16 protein-coding genes are annotated in these 16,428 nt (G+C 62.4%); 6 read left to right on the top strand and 10 right to left on the bottom strand.

Annotation, left to right across the window (positions count from 1 at the left end; genetic code table 11):
• Positions 1–31 precede the first annotated feature (31 nt).
• Positions 32–778 carry a DUF899 domain-containing protein gene (locus NPS29_RS07985; protein ID WP_274131834.1) on the top strand — a complete coding sequence of 249 codons (747 nt, stop codon included), beginning with the start codon at positions 32–34 and terminating at the stop codon, positions 776–778.
• Here the strand turns inward: NPS29_RS07985 and deoC are convergent.
• Positions 775–1,455, bottom strand: a complete 681-nt coding sequence (gene deoC / locus NPS29_RS07980; RefSeq protein WP_274131833.1) for a deoxyribose-phosphate aldolase — start codon at positions 1,453–1,455, stop codon at positions 775–777. The genes NPS29_RS07985 and deoC overlap by 4 nt on opposite strands.
• Positions 1,456–1,580: 125 nt before the next feature.
• Between deoC and deoR the strand changes: the two genes are divergently transcribed.
• Positions 1,581–2,351 carry a DNA-binding transcriptional repressor DeoR gene (gene deoR / locus NPS29_RS07975; protein ID WP_274131832.1) on the top strand — a complete coding sequence of 257 codons (771 nt, stop codon included), beginning with the start codon at positions 1,581–1,583 and terminating at the stop codon, positions 2,349–2,351.
• 115 nt (positions 2,352–2,466) lie between these two features.
• Here the strand turns inward: deoR and NPS29_RS07970 are convergent, their stop codons facing one another.
• The 4 genes from NPS29_RS07970 to NPS29_RS07955 all read right to left on the bottom strand — a co-directional run bounded on the left by NPS29_RS07970 (position 2,467) and on the right by NPS29_RS07955 (position 7,144).
• Complete coding sequence (locus NPS29_RS07970; RefSeq protein ID WP_274131831.1) at positions 2,467–3,549, bottom strand: aldose 1-epimerase family protein; 1,083 nt, start codon at positions 3,547–3,549, stop codon at positions 2,467–2,469.
• Complete coding sequence (gene fucP / locus NPS29_RS07965) at positions 3,546–4,880, bottom strand: L-fucose:H+ symporter permease (protein ID WP_274131830.1); 1,335 nt, start codon at positions 4,878–4,880, stop codon at positions 3,546–3,548. Before fucP ends, NPS29_RS07970 begins: the two co-directional genes overlap by 4 nt.
• Before the next feature lie 81 nt (positions 4,881–4,961).
• The gene (gene rbsK, locus NPS29_RS07960) at positions 4,962–5,882 is read right to left on the bottom strand and encodes a ribokinase (RefSeq protein ID WP_274131829.1); all 921 of its coding nucleotides are present in this window, start codon (positions 5,880–5,882) and stop codon (positions 4,962–4,964) included.
• A gap of 374 nt (positions 5,883–6,256) precedes the next feature.
• On the bottom strand, positions 6,257–7,144 hold the full coding sequence (locus NPS29_RS07955; RefSeq protein ID WP_274131828.1) for a LysR family transcriptional regulator: 888 nt from the start codon (positions 7,142–7,144) through the stop codon (positions 6,257–6,259).
• 106 nt (positions 7,145–7,250) lie between these two features.
• Here NPS29_RS07955 and NPS29_RS07950 point away from each other — a divergent pair, with 106 nt between their 5' ends.
• Positions 7,251–7,748 (top strand): multidrug/biocide efflux PACE transporter, encoded by a 498-nt coding sequence (locus NPS29_RS07950; protein WP_274131827.1) that lies wholly within the window; start codon positions 7,251–7,253, stop codon positions 7,746–7,748.
• Positions 7,749–7,907: 159 nt separating this feature from the next.
• On the opposite strand, the gene NPS29_RS07945 is transcribed toward NPS29_RS07950, so the two are convergent.
• Positions 7,908–8,783, bottom strand: a complete 876-nt coding sequence (locus tag NPS29_RS07945; protein ID WP_274131826.1) for an alpha/beta fold hydrolase — start codon at positions 8,781–8,783, stop codon at positions 7,908–7,910.
• Positions 8,784–9,021: 238 nt separating this feature from the next.
• Here NPS29_RS07945 and NPS29_RS07940 point away from each other — a divergent pair, with 238 nt between their 5' ends.
• Together NPS29_RS07940 and NPS29_RS07935 are read left to right on the top strand one after the other, a co-directional pair.
• Positions 9,022–9,459, top strand: coding sequence for a carboxymuconolactone decarboxylase family protein (locus NPS29_RS07940; protein WP_274131825.1), 438 nt, complete (start codon positions 9,022–9,024; stop codon positions 9,457–9,459).
• Between the two features lie 166 nt (positions 9,460–9,625).
• Positions 9,626–10,459, top strand: a complete 834-nt coding sequence (locus tag NPS29_RS07935) for a PhzF family phenazine biosynthesis protein (protein WP_274131824.1) — start codon at positions 9,626–9,628, stop codon at positions 10,457–10,459.
• Positions 10,460–10,462: 3 nt separating this feature from the next.
• Here NPS29_RS07935 and NPS29_RS07930 read toward each other — a convergent pair whose 3' ends face one another.
• Positions 10,463–11,614 (bottom strand): MFS transporter, encoded by a 1,152-nt coding sequence (locus NPS29_RS07930; protein WP_274131823.1) that lies wholly within the window; start codon positions 11,612–11,614, stop codon positions 10,463–10,465.
• Between the two features lie 266 nt (positions 11,615–11,880).
• Positions 11,881–12,522 (bottom strand): HD domain-containing protein, encoded by a 642-nt coding sequence (locus NPS29_RS07925; protein WP_274131822.1) that lies wholly within the window; start codon positions 12,520–12,522, stop codon positions 11,881–11,883.
• A 255-nt stretch (positions 12,523–12,777) separates the two neighbouring features.
• Between NPS29_RS07925 and rarD the strand changes: the two genes are divergently transcribed.
• The gene (gene rarD / locus NPS29_RS07920; RefSeq protein ID WP_274131821.1) at positions 12,778–13,662 is read left to right on the top strand and encodes an EamA family transporter RarD; all 885 of its coding nucleotides are present in this window, start codon (positions 12,778–12,780) and stop codon (positions 13,660–13,662) included.
• Between the two features lie 150 nt (positions 13,663–13,812).
• Here rarD and zapE read toward each other — a convergent pair whose 3' ends face one another.
• Together zapE and NPS29_RS07910 are read right to left on the bottom strand one after the other, a co-directional pair.
• The gene (gene zapE / locus NPS29_RS07915) at positions 13,813–14,934 is read right to left on the bottom strand and encodes a cell division protein ZapE (RefSeq protein ID WP_274131820.1); all 1,122 of its coding nucleotides are present in this window, start codon (positions 14,932–14,934) and stop codon (positions 13,813–13,815) included.
• A 9-nt stretch (positions 14,935–14,943) separates the two neighbouring features.
• Entirely contained in the window at positions 14,944–16,146 is a 1,203-nt protein-coding gene (locus NPS29_RS07910) for an MFS transporter (RefSeq protein WP_274131819.1), read from the bottom strand.
• Between the last annotated feature and the right edge of the window lie 282 nt (positions 16,147–16,428).

The raw sequence follows: 16,428 nt of genomic DNA, 5'->3' as shown, positions 1-16,428 counted from the left end.
GCCCCATATGTGCCTGTGCAAGGAGAACATCATGAGCAACATCGACTCGCATCCTGTCGTATCCCGCGCCGAATGGCTGTCTGCCCGGCGTGAACACCTGGCCCGGGAAAAGGCCCTCACCCACCAGCGCGATCAGCTCAGCGCCGACCGTCGCGCCCTGCCCTGGGTAAAAATCGACGAAGCCTACAGCTTCGACACGCCCGATGGCCGGCAGACGCTGGCCGAGCTGTTTGGCAACAACAGCCAGTTGATCGTTTATCACTTCATGTTCGCCAAGGGCTGGAAGGAAGGCTGCAAAGGCTGCTCGTTCCTGTCCGACCACCTGGACGGCGCCAACCTGCACCTGGCGAACCACGACATCTCGCTGGTGGCGGTGTCCCACGCGCCTCTGGCGGAATTCGAGGGGTTCAAGCAACGCATGGGCTGGCACTTCAAATGGGTGTCGTCGGCAGGCACGTCCTTCAACGAGGACTTCCACGTGTCAGCCAGCGCTGACGAAATGTCTGCGAAGAAGATGAAGTACAACTACGAGACCACCGACTTCGCCGAAGAGGAAATGCCCGGCGTGAGCGTGTTCTACAAGAATGCGGCGGGGGAGATCTTCCACACCTACTCGGCTTACGCCCGTGGGTTGGACATTCTGGTGGGCACTTACAACTATCTGGACTTGACGCCGAAAGGCCGCAACGAAGAAGAGATAATGGAGTGGGTGCGCCTGCATGATAAATATCAGGATGCGGAAGGCGCAGACCACTGCTGTGGGGAGAAGAAGGGTTAGTAACCCGAGCCCGACGCCTGCGCACCACTGACGATGGCAATACCTGAACTGGTGCCCAGGCGCGTGGCGCCCGCTTCGATCATGGCCACGGCGGTTGCGTAGTCGCGCACGCCGCCGGAGGCCTTGACGCCTACACCGGCGCCGACCACCTTGCGCATCAGCGTCACGTCTTCCAGGGTCGCGCCGCTCTTGCTGAAGCCGGTGGAGGTCTTGACGAAGGCCACGTCCAGCTCGCGGCAGATTTCGCAGGCCTTGGCCTTCTGTGCGTCGTCGAGCAGGCAGGTTTCCAGGATCACCTTCAACGGCACTGTACCGCAGGCCTGTTTGACGGCGGCAATGTCGTCGGTCACGAAGTCCAGCAGGCCGTCTTTCAGGGCACCGACGTTGAGTACCATGTCGATTTCACCCGCGCCTGCGGCAATCGCTTGCTTCGCTTCGAATGCCTTGGTGTCGGACAGGCCCGCGCCCAGCGGGAAACCGACCACGGCACAGACCTTGACCTTGCCGTCGGTCAGCAGCGACGCTGCGTAGGGCACCTGGCCCGAGTTGACGCACACCGAATAGAATCCATGCTCTAGCGCTTCACGGCACAATGTGGCGATCTGCTCGCGGGAGGCATCGGCGGCCAGAAGGGTATGGTCGATGTATTGTGCGAGTGCTGCAGGTTCGATCTTCATTGCAATTCCTGGGAGATAAGCCGTTACAAGCGGCACGCTTTAAGCTAAAAGAGTGTGCGCCGCACCAGATGTTTCAAACATAACATAAAATGTTATTTTTACACCAAATTCAATCGACAGCCGGAATGCCTGTGGACAGTAAAAAATCCGACCGCATCAAATTGATCCAGCAAGCCCTGCAGGACCAGAAGGCCATTCACCTGCGTGAAATGGCGGCCCTGCTGGACGTTTCGGAGATGACCCTGCGCCGCGACCTGGGCCGTCATCCGGAAAAATTCCACCTGTTGGGCGGGCACATCACCCTGGCCTTCGATCCGTCGGAAGCCAGCGATTACAAGGTCACCGAACAGGGCACCCGCCATGTCGAGGAAAAGCGCCGCATCGGCAAACTGGCGGCGGCCTTCATCAAGCCCGGCGACACGGTGTTCTTCGACTGCGGCACCACGGTGCCCTTCGTCATCGATTTCATCCCCGACGAGCTGGAGTTCACCGCCGTGTGCAACTCCCTCAACGTGCTGCTCAAGTTGCAGCACAAACCCAACTGCACGCTGATCCTGTGTGGCGGCACTTTCCACCGCAAGAACCAGGTGTTCGAGCACCACAGCGAGGCCAGCATCCTGGACGGCATCCGCCTGACCTGGGCCTTCGTGTCCGCCGCCGGGGTGAGCGACGAATTCGGCGTGACCTGCTTCAACTTCAATGAAGTGGAGGTCAAGCAGAAGGTCCTGCGCCAGGCCCGGCACTGCATGCTGCTGGCCGACCACTCCAAGTTCGACGCCGTGCGCACCGCGCATTTCGCCACCCTTGAGCACTTTCATGTGGTGGTCAGCGACAAGAAACTGCCCAAGCCTTATCGCGATCTGATTCAGGGGTACGGGGCGCAGTTGGTGGTGTGAAATGAATCCACGCCCTCCAGCCGCCACCTCGTAGCAGCACGGCTTGCCGGCGGGAGCGGAGTGTCAGACAGAACATCAGTGGCAGACACACCGCTCCCGCCGGCAAGCCGTGCTGCTACGGGGCGTGTACCCCTGGAAGATCCTCAAGCTGGCGCACTTCCGCGGCCGACAGATACCCCGTCGTCACGCTGAACGACGCACTCTGCCCCGCCGCCAGTTCCCGCACGTTGCCCTTGGCCTTTTCCGCCAAGTAGCCCTCCGGCTCGCAGGTGGCAGGCAACACGAAGGCGGCCACCTGTTGATCGGCGTTGTGCAGGATCCAGCGCGCAGCGTGCTCGAACTGCGCAGGCTTGTACCGCGTATAGAACGCAGGCCCTGCCGGATGCTTGAGCAGGAAATGCGCGTCGCCCCTGGCATCAGCCTGCACGCCATCAAAGAAGCAGACAATCTCCGGGTCATACAACTGCGGCGAATCCAGCCTGTCGAGACGCGACGGATCCTCGGTCAGCTCGGCGATATACGCCGACCAGGCAGGGGTCGGTTTCACATGGGCCGGCACGCTGCTGCGCACCCGCGTCACCTCGATGCCCATCGGCTCGACGAACTGCCCGTCAGCGACGTAGGCATAGTTCATGTGCGCCATGTACATCAGCTCCATGGGCTTGCCCGCAAGGTTCTGCACGTCCATGCCGATGTCGAACAGGCCCGAGCCTGCGCGCAGCGTCACGCCGGGACGAGCGCGGTAGTGATCGCCAAAGCCCATCACGTACTCGTATTCGCCGCCCAGGCGCAGGAAGGCACCCGCCGCGTCTTCACCCACTTCCAGCCAGGCGCTGTCCATCGGCGCGCACGGCATTTCGCCGTGCAGCGCATGGTCATCCGCAGGCGTCGGGCAGCCGTTGCGCAGGATGCCGCTGTGGAACATGAAGCAACCGTAGGTGCCGATCACCGTCGAGCTTGGACGGGGCTGGCTGAACATGTTGCGCATGGTCAGGTCGCAACCGTCGAACACCGCCGACCAGATCATCTGCCCCTGATAAGGCAGCACCACCACACGTCCGCGATTGTTCTCCAGCGCCACGGCCTTCACGCCACTGGGGTAGGTCCAGGCCAGCACGCGAAAGTCCGTCGATTCGAGCAGGGTCTTTTCGGCGCTGCCGAACAGCTCCGGGTACAGAGCGATCGTCGTGGTTTTCATGAGGCGGTCACCGCCGCGCCCACCGGCGCCGTTTCACTTCGCGGGTCACGCATGCACTTGATCGCATAGGCCACGATCACCACGAAGCACAGCAGCGGCACGCTGTAGGCGATCTGCATGTTGCCGTGGGTGGCATCGGAGAGCAGGCCCTGGAAGATCGGCATCACGCCACCGCCGACGATGCTCATGACCAGCAGCGAGCCGCCCACGCCGGTGTCTTCGCCCAGACCGTCGATGGTCAGGCCGTAGATGGTCGGCCAGCATGGGCCGAGGAAAATGCTCACGCCCACCGCCGCATACACGGCGCTGATGTTCGGCACCAGAATGGTGTAGGCCAGCAGCACGATAGTCAGCACGCCGTAGATTGCCAGCACCTTGGCCGGGTGCATCTTGCGCATCAGCAGGTTGGCGATCATCTTGCCGACGAAGTAGGCGGCGAAGGTGGTCAGCAAGAACCAGGAGGCGCTGCGCTCGTTCATCCCGCCCATCTGCATGGCCAGGCGAATGGTGAAACTCCACACGCCCACTTGCGCGCCGACGTACAGGAACTGCGCCAGCACCCCGAAGGTGAATCGCGGGTTGCGCCACAGGCGAGACAGGCTCTGGCCCAGGCTGCTGGATTTGACGCTTTCCTTGATATTGCCCTTGCACGCCGGGAACTTGGTGAAGGCGATCAGCACGAACATCAGGATCAGCACCGCGATCATCCATTTGTACGGCAGCAGGGTCGACTGGATCATGTCCAGTTGCTGGATCGCTGCTTCGGAGGCGCTCATCTGGGTCAACTGTTCGCGGGTGGCGTCGGTGTCCTTGAACATCACGAAGCTGCCGACGTAGACCCCGGCCATGGCGCCGAACGGGTGGAAAGTCTGGGAGATGTTGAGGCGACGGGTGCCGGTTTCTCGGGGGCCCATCAGGGTCGAGTAGGTGTTGCAGGCGGTTTCCAGGAACGACAGGCCCGCCGCGATCACGAACAGCGCCATCAGGAACATGCCGTACTTGGCCATGGATGCCGCCGGGAAGAACAGCGAGCAGCCCACCATGTACAGCAGCAGGCCGATCAGGATGGTGGTCTTGTAGCTGAACTTGCGTACGACCAGCGCCGCCGGAATCGCCACGAAGAAGTAACCCAGATAGAACGCGGACTGCACGAACGCCGTCTGGAAATCGCTGAGCAGGAAGGCTTTCTTGAAGTGCGCGATGAGCACGTCGTTCATGCTCGCGGCCGCCGCCCACAACGCGAAGCAGCAGCACAGCAGGATGAAGGCGAACCAGGGCGTGCGGTTCAGGTAGAACCCGTCCGGTGATTGTTGGAGCGCGGGCTTTGTCATTGTTGTTCTCCGTGAAGTGCAGGGAATACCCCGCCCTGCCGGTCGTGCTGACCGGTCGGGGCGCGGCGGCTCATGGGTGACTTACAGCGTGTCGAGAAAACGCCCGAACGTGGCAGCGTCAGGGTAGGAACTCTGGGTGCCCAGCCCCGTGACCGAGCAGGCGGAATAGGCAACCGCCTGGGTCATGGCGCGGCGCATGTCGCCGTCCTGGCTCCAGTGGTGGGAGAAGCAGCCGATGAATGCGTCGCCTGCGCCGGTGGTGTCGCGCGCGTCGACCTTGACGCCTTCGACGCGAAACTCACCCTCCTCGCCTACGTACAGCGCGCCCTTTTCACCGAGGGTCACGATCACGTGGCGGATGCCGTCCTCTACCAGTTGCAAGGCAGCGGCGCGGGCGGAATCCACCGAATCGACAACCCGCCCTGTGACCAGCGCCAGTTCGGTTTCGTTGGGGATGAAGAAGTCCAGCTTCGACAGATGCTCGCGGCTCAGGCCCTTGACCGCCGGTGCCGGGTTGAGCAGCACGGGAATGCCGTTGGCTTTCGCAAAATCTATGGCGTAGTAAACGGTTTCGAGTTCGATTTCCAGCTGCAGGACGATCAGCTTGCAGTCGCGCAGGGCGGCTTGAGCGGCGTCGATGTCAGCGGGTTTGAGGTGGGCGTTGGCGCCTTTGACGATGAGGATGCTGTTGTGCGAATCGCTCTGCACAAAGATAGGCGCGACGCCGCTGGAAACGCCAGGCACGCGCTGCACGAACTGGGTGTCAATGCCGAAGCGCTTGAAGTTGGCCAGGGTGTTGTCAGCGAACATGTCGTCGCCGACCTTGCTCAACATCAGCACATCGGCGCCCAGTTTGGCGGCAGCGACGGCCTGGTTGGCGCCCTTGCCGCCACAGCCCATGGCGAAATCCGGCGCTTCCAGAGTTTCCCCCAGGGCCGGCATCCGGTCGATGTAGGTGATCAAATCCACCATGTTGCTGCCGATGACCGCGATCTTGTTCATGTGTGTCGTACCTTGTTCACGCCTCCGACAGGCATCGGGGGCGTTATTATTTTTGTTATTTAAATAACATTTACTGTGACTATTCAACCTCTTTTTTGTAGGGGGATGGTGATGGCCGGGTAAAAAGCCGCCGGTGGTGATCGTTTGGAAGGTGGCAAGCCTTGGAATAGAGGGGTTCAGGGCTCAAGACGGGAAGATGACCGATGGTCGCAATCGTTTGCGTTGAGGGTAAAACGTCGCACGGTTGGTGGACATTGTCGACCTTGAGGCCGCCCCCGCGGGCAAGCCCGGCTGCTACGGGATCGGGGCGCAACACGGTCCGTAGCAGCACGGCTTGCCGGCGGGTCGATCTGAAGGTCAGTACAAATGCCGGCTCAATACCCGCCCCTGCCCTCCAGCAACGTATCCAGCAACCACGCCCCCGCAGGCCCCAGGCTTTTCTGTCGCGACCAGATCACATCCACCGCCGAACTGCGCGGCCAGCCCGGAACCTGCAACTCCTTGAGCCGCCCCTGGGCGTACCCGCGCACCAGCCAGCGCGGCAGGGCCGACCAGCCGAAGCCGAAGATCGCCATGTCCATCAGCAACAGATAGTTGGGCGCCGACCAGGTGCGCCGCGCACCGCTGGGCAAGTCATCGGTAGGGATGCTTTCATCGATGATGGTGTTCAGCCGCAGCGCGCGATGTTCGGCCAGCTTGCGATAATCGACAGCGCTCTCGGCCGCCAGCGGGTGCTTGTGGGACACGAACAGGCCGAAATCGGCACGCTCGGCGATGGTCGCGTGGCCCACTTCCGGCGGGTAGCTGGCCTGGGCCGACAGCAGCCCCAACGAGGCACGCCCGGTCTGGATCAGGTTGATGGCATCGCCATGCTCGGCAAACACGCATTCGAGTTCAAGTTCGGGGAAGCGCTGGTCAAGCTCGGCCATGCGCGCCTCGAATTCGGCGAACTGGTTGGCATCCGAGAGCACCAGCGTCAGCCGTGGCTCCACGCCCCCGGCCAGTTGCCCTGCGGCACGGCGCAGTTTGTCGGACGCGGCCAGCACTTCCTCGATGCGCCCGTGCAACGCCTTACCCGCTTCGGTCAGGGTCGGGTGTTTGGAGGAGCGGTCGAACAACTCGACCCCCAGGTCGATCTCCAGCCGGGAGATGGCTTCGCTGACCGTCGATTGGCTCTTGCCCAGACGCCGGGCCGCCGCGCTGAAGGAGCCTAGGGCGATGGTCTGGGCGAAGGCTTCAAGAGCCTCGGGTGAGTAACTCATGGCAGGACTCTAAGTCATCCATCGGTTTATCCGATGGAAACAATTTTCACTTTAGTCCATTGCCCCACGACAATGCACGCCTGCCCAGCCATAAAGTGAAGTTGTCATGCCAGTCAGCACCCTGTCGCAGAACAAGGCCGCGAAGTCGGCCGTTCCAGCGAAATCCATCAAGGAGCGCGCTTTTCATGCGCTGCTGTTCGAACTCATCGGCGTGGTGCTGTTCGCGCCGGGCCTTGCCTGGGTGCTCGGCCAGTCGCTGGGCAAGATGGGGGCGATGACGGTGATGATTTCCACCGTCGCCATGCTCTGGAACATGCTGTTCAACGCAGGCTTCGACCGGCTGCGCGCCAGGCTCGGGTTTGCCATGACCCTCAAGGTCCGGGCGCTGCACGCGATCAGCTTCGAAACCGGGCTGATCGTCGCCGTGGTGCCACTGGCCGCCTGGTGGCTGTCGATCAGCCTGTGGGAAGCGTTCCTGCTGGATATCGGTCTGTTGCTGTTGTTCCTGCCGTACACGATGCTGTTCAACATGGCGTACGACAAGGTGCGCGAGAAACTGGTGGCACGCCGCGATGCCCGGCGACTGACCCGCTCTCGCGCCTGACGAGACACCCTCTGCTTGACGAAACACATCCTGTAGGAGTGAGCTTGCTCGCGATGGTGTCCAGTCAGACGATGGTGCTGTGACAGACACTCCGCCATCGCGAGCAAGCTCACTCCTACAGGGGCAGCGGTGGGAGTACCAGTAGTGGTGGCGGCGTGTTTAAGTCAAAAATGGCATCACCTCGGCCAACAACTCTTGCGGAATTTCCTCCGCCAGGTAATGCCCGCCCGGCAGCGCCTTGCCACGCACGTCGGTGGCGACCTGCTGCCACTCCTTGAGCGGCTCGAAGCATTTGCCCACTGTCCCCTCGCCGCCCCACAACACCAGCAACGGCAAGGTCAGGTGATTACCCGCCGCGATGTCAGCCCGGTCATGTTCCAGGTCGATGCCGGCGCTGGCGCGGTAATCCTCGCACACCCCGCGTGCCGCGCCCGGCAGCCTCAGGCAGCGCAGATACTCGGCGAAGGCTTCGTCGGTGAACGGCGCCAGTCCCGCGCTGCGGCTGCCCATGACGCTGCGCAGGTATTGCTCGGGATCTGCCTGCAACAGCATTTCCGGCAGCGGCGCCGGGCGGATCAGGAAGAACCAGTGCCAGTAGGCCCGGGCGAAGGCTTCGGTGGTCTGGCTGTACATCGCCAGGGTCGGCGCGATGTCGAGCAACGCCATGCGCGTCACGACCTGGGGATGATCCAGCGCCAGACGGTGGGCCACCCGGGCACCACGGTCATGGGCCAGGATCGAGAACGTCGACAAGCCCAGCTCGCGCATCAACTCGACCATGTCGCGGCCCATTTCCCGCTTGCTGTAGCTGGAATGATCCTCGCTGGCGGGCGGCTTGCTGCTGTCGCCGTAGCCGCGCAGGTCGGCGGCGACCACCGTGAAATGCTGGCTCAGGTGTTCGGCGATCTTGTGCCAGATGACGTGGGTCTGCGGGTGACCATGCAACAGCAACAGGCCCGGCCCGCTGCCGCCGATGCGGTAGGCGATCTGCACGCCGTTGACCTGGCGCTGGTCTTTCTGGAATCCGGCAAACATGGATGACTCCTTGTGATGAATGGCTCACATGCTAGAGCGCTGGGCTTGCGGGGCAAGACGCAAAGCGTGTCGCCGGCGTTCATGAAGCGTGATCGCTGACAGGAGACCAATCACTGCAGACCCGTGCAATTGGTCTGCGAATATCCCGTTCCATTGGCTATTCGGTCCCTGCGACCTCAAGCGTAATGTAGGGCCACTCGCAACGAACTTTCCCACTTCTGCTACGGAGCACAACCACATGAACAAGCGCATTTCCTGGGCCCAGAAATCCCCTGAAGCCTACAAAGCCATGGTCGGTCTCGAAACCGCACTGGCCAAGTCCGGCCTGGATAACTCGCTGCTGGAGCTGATCCGCCTGCGCGCTTCGCAGATCAACGGCTGCGCCTACTGCGTGAACATGCACGCCAACGATGCGCGCAAGGCTGGCGAAACCGAAGCCCGTCTGCAGACCCTGAGCGTATGGGCCGAAACCACTTTCTTCAGCGACAAGGAAAAGGCCGTGCTGGCCTGGGTCGAAAGCCTGACCCAGCTGTCGATCCACCACGCGCCGCAGGATCAATACGAAGCGTTGCTTGCGCACTACAGCGAAGCCGATGTGGCCAACATCACCCTGGCCATCGCCACCATCAACGCCTGGAACCGCTTCGGTGTCGGTTTCGCGATGATCCCGGCCTGAGCATCACCCGGTAATACCCTGTAGCAGCACGGCTTGCCGTCGGGAGCGGTTTTGCGCCTGAGCATCAACCCGGCGAATCCCACGCATAAGCACTTTTGGTTGGTATCCGGTGCCCTGATTGAACGAGACTTGCACAACTTCCCCAAGGCGCAAGGATCCTTCGAACATGGCACTGGACATCCTCAGACTCGCGGCGTTTTCCGACGCTGATCAAGGCGGCAACCCGGCCGGCGTGTGGATTGGCGAAATCCTCCCCGATGACGCCACGATGCAGGCGGTCGCCGCCGAGGTTGGCTATTCGGAAACCGCGTTTGCGGTGCCCGAGGGCGATGCCTGGCGCGTGCGCTATTTCTCCCCCGAAGCCGAGGTGCCGTTCTGCGGCCACGCGACCATTGCGCTGGGTGCGGCATTGGCCGGCCGCTATGGCGAAGGCCTGTACGAACTGCAACTGAACCAGGCGCGAATCAGTGTCGAAGGCCACAAGCAAGGCACGCTGACCTCCGCCGCGCTGCAATCGCCGCCCACCCACAGCCAGCCGGTCCGCCGTGAGCTGTTGAGTGCGGCCATGGCTCTGTTCGACCTGCAGGCCGAAGACATCGACCTGCGCATCCCCCCTGCCCTTATCAATGGCGGCGCGCAGCATCTGGTGCTGGCGCTGAACCGTCGCGACACCCTGAAAAACATGCGCTATGACTTCGCCAGCGGCCGTGAGCTGATGGTGCGCGAAGGCCTGGTGACTATCCTTTTGGTGTTCGCCGAAAGCCCTCGCCTGTTCCACACCCGCAACCCGTTCGCCTTTGGTGGCGTCTACGAGGACCCGGCCACCGGGGCAGCATCTGCAGCGTTCGCCGGCTATCTGCGCGACATTCGCTGGAATCACGGTGGCGCCATCGACATCGTGCAGGGCGAGGACATGGGCAGCCGCTCGCGGATTCACGCCACGTTCAGCGACGTGCCCGGCAGTTCGATTCGCGTGTCGGGCACGGCGCGCCCGCTCTGAGCCTCACACCTTCAGGTAGCGACCACTGAGCGCCACACCCAGCAGCATCAGCGCGATAATCAGAAACGCCGCGCCGAGGCTGCTGAGGTGGGCGACGAAGCCGATCCCCGCCGGGCCCATCAGGATGCCGATATAGCCCAGGGTGGTAATGGCCGGGACCGCGACATTCTCCGGCATGGTCTTCTGCCGCCCGACCGCGCTGTAGAACACCGGGACGATGTTGGAGCAGCCCAGCCCCACCAGCGCGTATCCCACCAGCGCCGCCTGCCAGTGCTCGACCAGGGTAGCCACGGCCATGCCGACTGCTGCGCACAAGCCGCCGAACAGGATGATCCGGTGCACGCCCAGGCGCCGCACGATGGGGTCGCCGCACAACCGGCCGATGGCCATCGCCAACGCAAAGACGGCGTAGCCGAACCCGGCATAGGAGGGTTCAACGCCGCGCTGGGTGCTGAGGAACACCGCGCTCCAGTCGAGCATCGCGCCTTCGGTGAGAAACACGGTGAAGCACATCAGCCCAATGAACAGCACCACGCCGTGGGGAATCGCGAACGCTGGCCCGCCCGCTTCGCTGCCGTATCCCAGCAGGTTGGGGCCGGCCTTGTACATGGCCAGGAGGATGAACAGCGCCACCAGGGTCATGCTCAGCCATGGCCACACGCCCAGGCTCAACAGCGCCGACACACCCGCCGCACCGACGATGCCGCCGCAACTGAACAGCCCGTGAAAGCCCGACATCATGGTCCTGCCGCTGGCGCGCTCGACAATGATCGCCTGGATGTTGGTCACGCACCCCAGCGCGCCCATACTGGCGCCATAGATGAACAGGGTCGCGACCATCAGCGGTATCTGGGTCAGGGTGGCGAGCAACGGCAGGCACAGGCAGGCGATGCTGCCGACCGTCAGGATGATGCGCCGACAGCCGTAGCGCACAGTCAGGGCACCGGCCACGGGCATGGACACAATCGAGCCGATGCCCAGGCACAGCAGCAACAGGCCCAGGCCTGCGTCGTCCAGCCCGAGGCGATCCCTGGCATAGGGCACCAGCGGCGCCCATGCGGAGATGCTGAACCCGGTGATGAAGAACGCAACCCGGGTGGAAAACTGTTCCAGCCGCCCCGGAACGGTGGGCGCGGCGGTACTGATGGAGGTCATGCAGGCTCCCTTGGCAACGACGCCAGCCCTTCATGGGCCGACCAGCCATGAGCCTAACAGGGGTTGGCGTGATGTCGAAGGAGGGTTATTTGAGGATTTCGCCTCACAGATGCCTCAGACCCACCGAACACCACAACCAATGTAGGAGTGAGCTTGCTCGCGATCGCGGTCATTCAGACAATGCAGGGGTCACTGCCCCACCGCTATCGCGAGCAAGCTCACTCCTACAGAAAAGCCGTGTTTCAGTAGCGCCTACGCCAGACGCTTCAAGCCTTCCACGACGAGCTGCGGATGATGTTGACGAAATTCATCGGCTTGAACTTCGGATCTTCATCCACCAGCACGTCAGCGTTGACGGTGCCGAAGGTGGTGTCCGGCTTGTGGCGGAAACCGTTGGCGAATGCGCAGAGGATGCATTCCTTGAACTCATCGCCGCGCGGATGGGCATGGGTCACGACTTCGCGCTGCTGGTCGCTGAACGCATCGTACTGGATGCCCAGCACGTCCATTTCCACCCCTGCGGTCACCAGGGCCACGTTCGGGCGCAGGTGCTCCGGCACGCCCGGCGTGGTGTGCAGTGCGATGGACAACCAGACTTGCTCCAGATCGCCTTCGGAAAGGCCGAACGGTTTGGCGAAGGCGCGGGCAGCATTGGCGCTGTCGACTTCGAAACGCAGGTCGGGGCTGCTGTGTTGTTCCATCAGGCCCAGGTCATGGAACATCGCGCCGACATACAGCTGCTCGGCGTCGTATTTCAGACCCTTGCGCTCGCCGGTCAGGGCGCCCCACAGGAACACGCGACGGGAGTGATTGAACAAGAGGTCGGTTTCCTGCTCGCGGATGTACTCGGTGGTGGCGCGGGCCAGGGCGCTGTCGGGGATCTTGATACCGGCGATTTCTTGGGTCATGGCGATGCTCCTCAAAGGGCCGCGCCGGTGTTGGCGCGTTGAGGAAAAGTCTGAGGCCGGCGGCTTTCGCGCTCAATCGGCGCGCGGTTTCGTTCTCTGCCAAAGAGGCGTCGTTTACTGCCATCAGAAGCGACGTTTACCAGATTGCAGACCATCGCCACCGGCACCTTCGGCTAAACTGCGCGCCACTTCACGCAAGCCAGCCATCAGAGCAAGGCACCGGAAGCCTTCATTGAAATCAGAAAAGGAGCCCCTGTGTACAAGGGTGTTGCGTTATCGGTCATGGCCTCCTGCCTCTTCGCGGTCATGTACTTCTACACCTCATTGCTGAAACCGCTCAGCGGTGAGGAAATCTTCGGTTGGCGGATGTTGCTGACCCTGCCCTGTGTGACGATCTTCATGCTCTGGAGCGGCGACTGGAAACTGGCGCGCGCCCAGGCCAACCGCATTCGCCAGAACCCGGCGCTGCTGCTGGTCATGGCGCTGTCGGCGTTTCTCATGGGCGTGCAATTGTGGCTGTTCATGTGGGCGCCGCTGCACGGGCGCAGCCTGGATGTGTCGCTGGGGTATTTCCTGCTGCCCCTGACCATGATCCTCACCGGTCGGCTGGTCTACGGCGAGCACTTGTCGCACCTGCAAAAGATCGCAGCCTGTTGCGCCATTGTCGGGGTGGGCAACGAGCTGCTGCGCCTGGGCAGTTTTTCCTGGGAAGTGCTGGTGGTGTGCGTGGGTTACCCGATGTATTTCGTCCTGCGGCGCAAGCTCAAGACCGACAACCTGGGCGGCCTGTGGTGGGACATGGTATTGATCCTGCCGGTGGCGATCACCTTCATCTGCAAGGGCAACCCATCGGTGGTGGAGCAATCGCCGCGCCTGTATGTGTTGATTCCGATCCTGGGGGTCATCAGCGCTTCGGCCCTGATCAGCTACATCTTCGCCAGCCGCCTGTTGGCGTTCAGCGTGTTCGGCTTGCTGAGCTACGTGGAGCCTGTGCTGCTGGTGTTCGTCGCCCTGGCGCTGGGGGAATCCATCCAGCGTGAGGAATGGATGACCTACCTGCCGATCTGGCTGGCGGTGGTGGTGCTGGTGATCGAAGGCGCCAAGCATGTGTTGCGGCATCGGCGTAGAAGCCAGGCCTGAGGCGGCGATCTTGCGTACGTCCCCGCCGGCGAACCGTGCTGCTATGGATCGAACGCCTCGGTCCCGTAGCAGTCCGGCTTGCCGGCGTCAGCGATCTTGAGGGCCCCGACGCCGGCAAGCCGGACTGCTACGGAACGCGGGGCGGCTTTATCAATGCCCGAACCGCGCCAGTTGCATCTCCTGCAACCGGCTCAAGGTCCGGCGGAAGGCGAAGGCCAGGTAGCCCTCGGTGTACAGGTCGTGCATCGGCATGGCCGCTTCGACGTACAGCGGCACCTTGCGGTCGTAGCACTCGTCCACCAGCGCAATGAATCGCCGCACGCCGTCATCGTAGGGTGACAACTGCGGCAGTTCGCGATCGCCTGCCGTCACCTGCTCCACGCCATCCTCCGTGCCCCGGGCAATGCGCCCTTCACGTTGGGGCGCGCTCAAGGCGGGCACTTCACTCAAGAGCACGGCCTTGTAGCGATCGCACAGTTCGATGAAATCCATGGCCGCCAGCGGCTGCTCGCAAATGTCTGCATAGCGGCACCAGAGCACCGTCTTGCTGCATCGCACCACCGGCAAATGACGGCGCCCCACCGGCACCGGCTGGATCGAAACCGACTCGCCACTGCTCAAGGTCTCGAACACCTCGACCAGCGCGCTCGGCCCTTTCTCCTGGGTGACCCAATAGCGCTGCTCGGCCTGCCCCGGATGCAGGCGATGGTCTTCGCCGCCGTCCACCGACACCACGTTCATGTAGTGATTGATCGCGGTGATCGCCGGAATGAACCGCTCGCGGTTGTGCCCGGTGGAATACAGCTGCTCGGGCAGTTGATTGGACGTACAGACCAGTACCACGCCCTCCTCGAACATGGCCCGCAACAGGCCGCCGAGGATCACCGCATCGCCGATGTCGTTGACGAACAGCTCGTCGAAGCACAGCACCCGCACTTCCTGGGCCAGTTCATGGGCCAGCACTTCAAGTGGCTTGGCAACGCCCGTCAATTGAAACAGGCGCTGATGCACCCAACGCATGAAGTGATGGAAATGCTGGCGCCGGGCCGGAATCTGCAGGCCCTCGAAGAAGCGATCCATGAGCCAGGTCTTGCCCCGCCCCACCGGCCCCCACAGGTAAACGCCCTTGGGCACGCCATGGGAGCGCCCGGCGCGCACCGCGCTCCAGCATTCCTGCAGTTGCAACGCCGCCTTGCGCTGGGCCTCGTCCGGCTGAAAACCCTGTGTATCGACCGCCTGCTGCCAGGCATCCAGAGGTGAAAGGTGCGTCATCGCAAAACGTTACCGGGTTTGTTGATCGTGGCGCCTGGAATAGGACGCGCCCAGCAGGTAGAAGCAGCCGCCGCCCACGATAAAGCCCGCCAGCATATAGAACATGAACGCCGGTGGCTGCGTCGCCAGCGCGAAACCGCACAGCACCGGGCCCAGCGCACCGCCGAGGTTAGACAGGTTCTGCGCGCCGTAGTACATGCCGCGCAGGTGGGTCGGGGCGATGCGGTCGATGAACATGTATTCGGCGGGGAACACGATGATCTCGCCGAGGGTGAAGATTGCAATCGCAATGCCCCAGTGCAGCACGCTGGTGGACATGGCAAAGCCCACCACCCCCATCAGGAACAGGCTGAAACCTGCGGTCAGCCACTGGTTCAGGTACTGATGGCTGATGTGCTTGCCGACCAGGTATTGCAGGCAGATCACCACCGCCGCATTGACCGCCACCACGGTGCTGATGACCTGGTAGGCGAACTCGGCGGTGTGGGTGGTCACCAGAAATTGCGACAGGTACGCAGTGAACTGACCGAACACCACGGCACTGAGCACACCGCCAATGGTGAAGCAGACCAGGCGATAGTCCTTGAGCAGGATCCGCCCGACCGCCAGGAACGACACCGGCGCGTTGGCAGGATCGGCCGAACTGAGCTTGCGATCGCCATAGATCGAATAGACCAGGAAGTAGCCCAGCCCCAGCACCGCCGACATCACGAACGGCAGCTTCATGTTCCAGTGGGCCAGCCCCGCTCCAATGAACGGGCCGACTGCATAGCCGATGTTGATGAGGGTGTAGCGCACCGAGAACACCTTGCTCTGCTCTTCCACCGGCAGAAGCTTGCCGAAGGCCGCCTTGACCACGATGTCGATCACCGAATAGGCGAAGTTGAACGAGACCAGGAACAGGAAGAACAGCCACAGCTGCCCGGTGACGCACATGCCGACGAAGCCGACGAAGAAGAAGCCGGTGAAGCACAGGATCAGCTTGTAGCTCGACAGTTTGTCGGTGAGGTAGCCGCCGTAGAGGCTCAGCAAGGAACCTACGATCAGGGCGCTGCCGACGATCATGCCGATGTCGCTGATGCTGAGGGTGAAGTTCGATGACAGGTAGATCACCAGGTACGGCAGGGTGATCGCGCGGCCGAGCGTCAGGAACAGGGACGAGGACAGCAGCAACTGGACCGAGGCGGGGTAGTGTCTGAGGGCGGCGAGCATCCGTGTTCTGTCCTTGGCGATGGGGGGGGGGCGTTTAAGCCAAACATCGTTACACAATCGCGGTTGACTGGACACTGAGATAAATTCATTTGCGTCTTTAAGGTGATGATCGCTGATGATCGTTCCCACGCTCCGCGTGGTAATGCCTTGAACGACGCTCCGCGTCGCTGGGTGACTCGAGAGTAGTGTGTATATCCATTTCTTCGGGTGGTGCTGATTGCGCTTTCCGCCCTTACGGCGGGTCACTTTTTCCAAGAGCTGAAAAAGTAACCAAAAAAGCCC

Origin of the sequence: Pseudomonas putida (genome assembly GCF_028682175.1) — a bacterium.
Classification (GTDB): Bacteria; Pseudomonadota; Gammaproteobacteria; order Pseudomonadales; family Pseudomonadaceae; genus Aquipseudomonas; species Aquipseudomonas putida_AD.
Note: the sequence above shows the minus strand (reverse complement) of the source record. Positions and strands in the feature narration are given on the sequence as shown.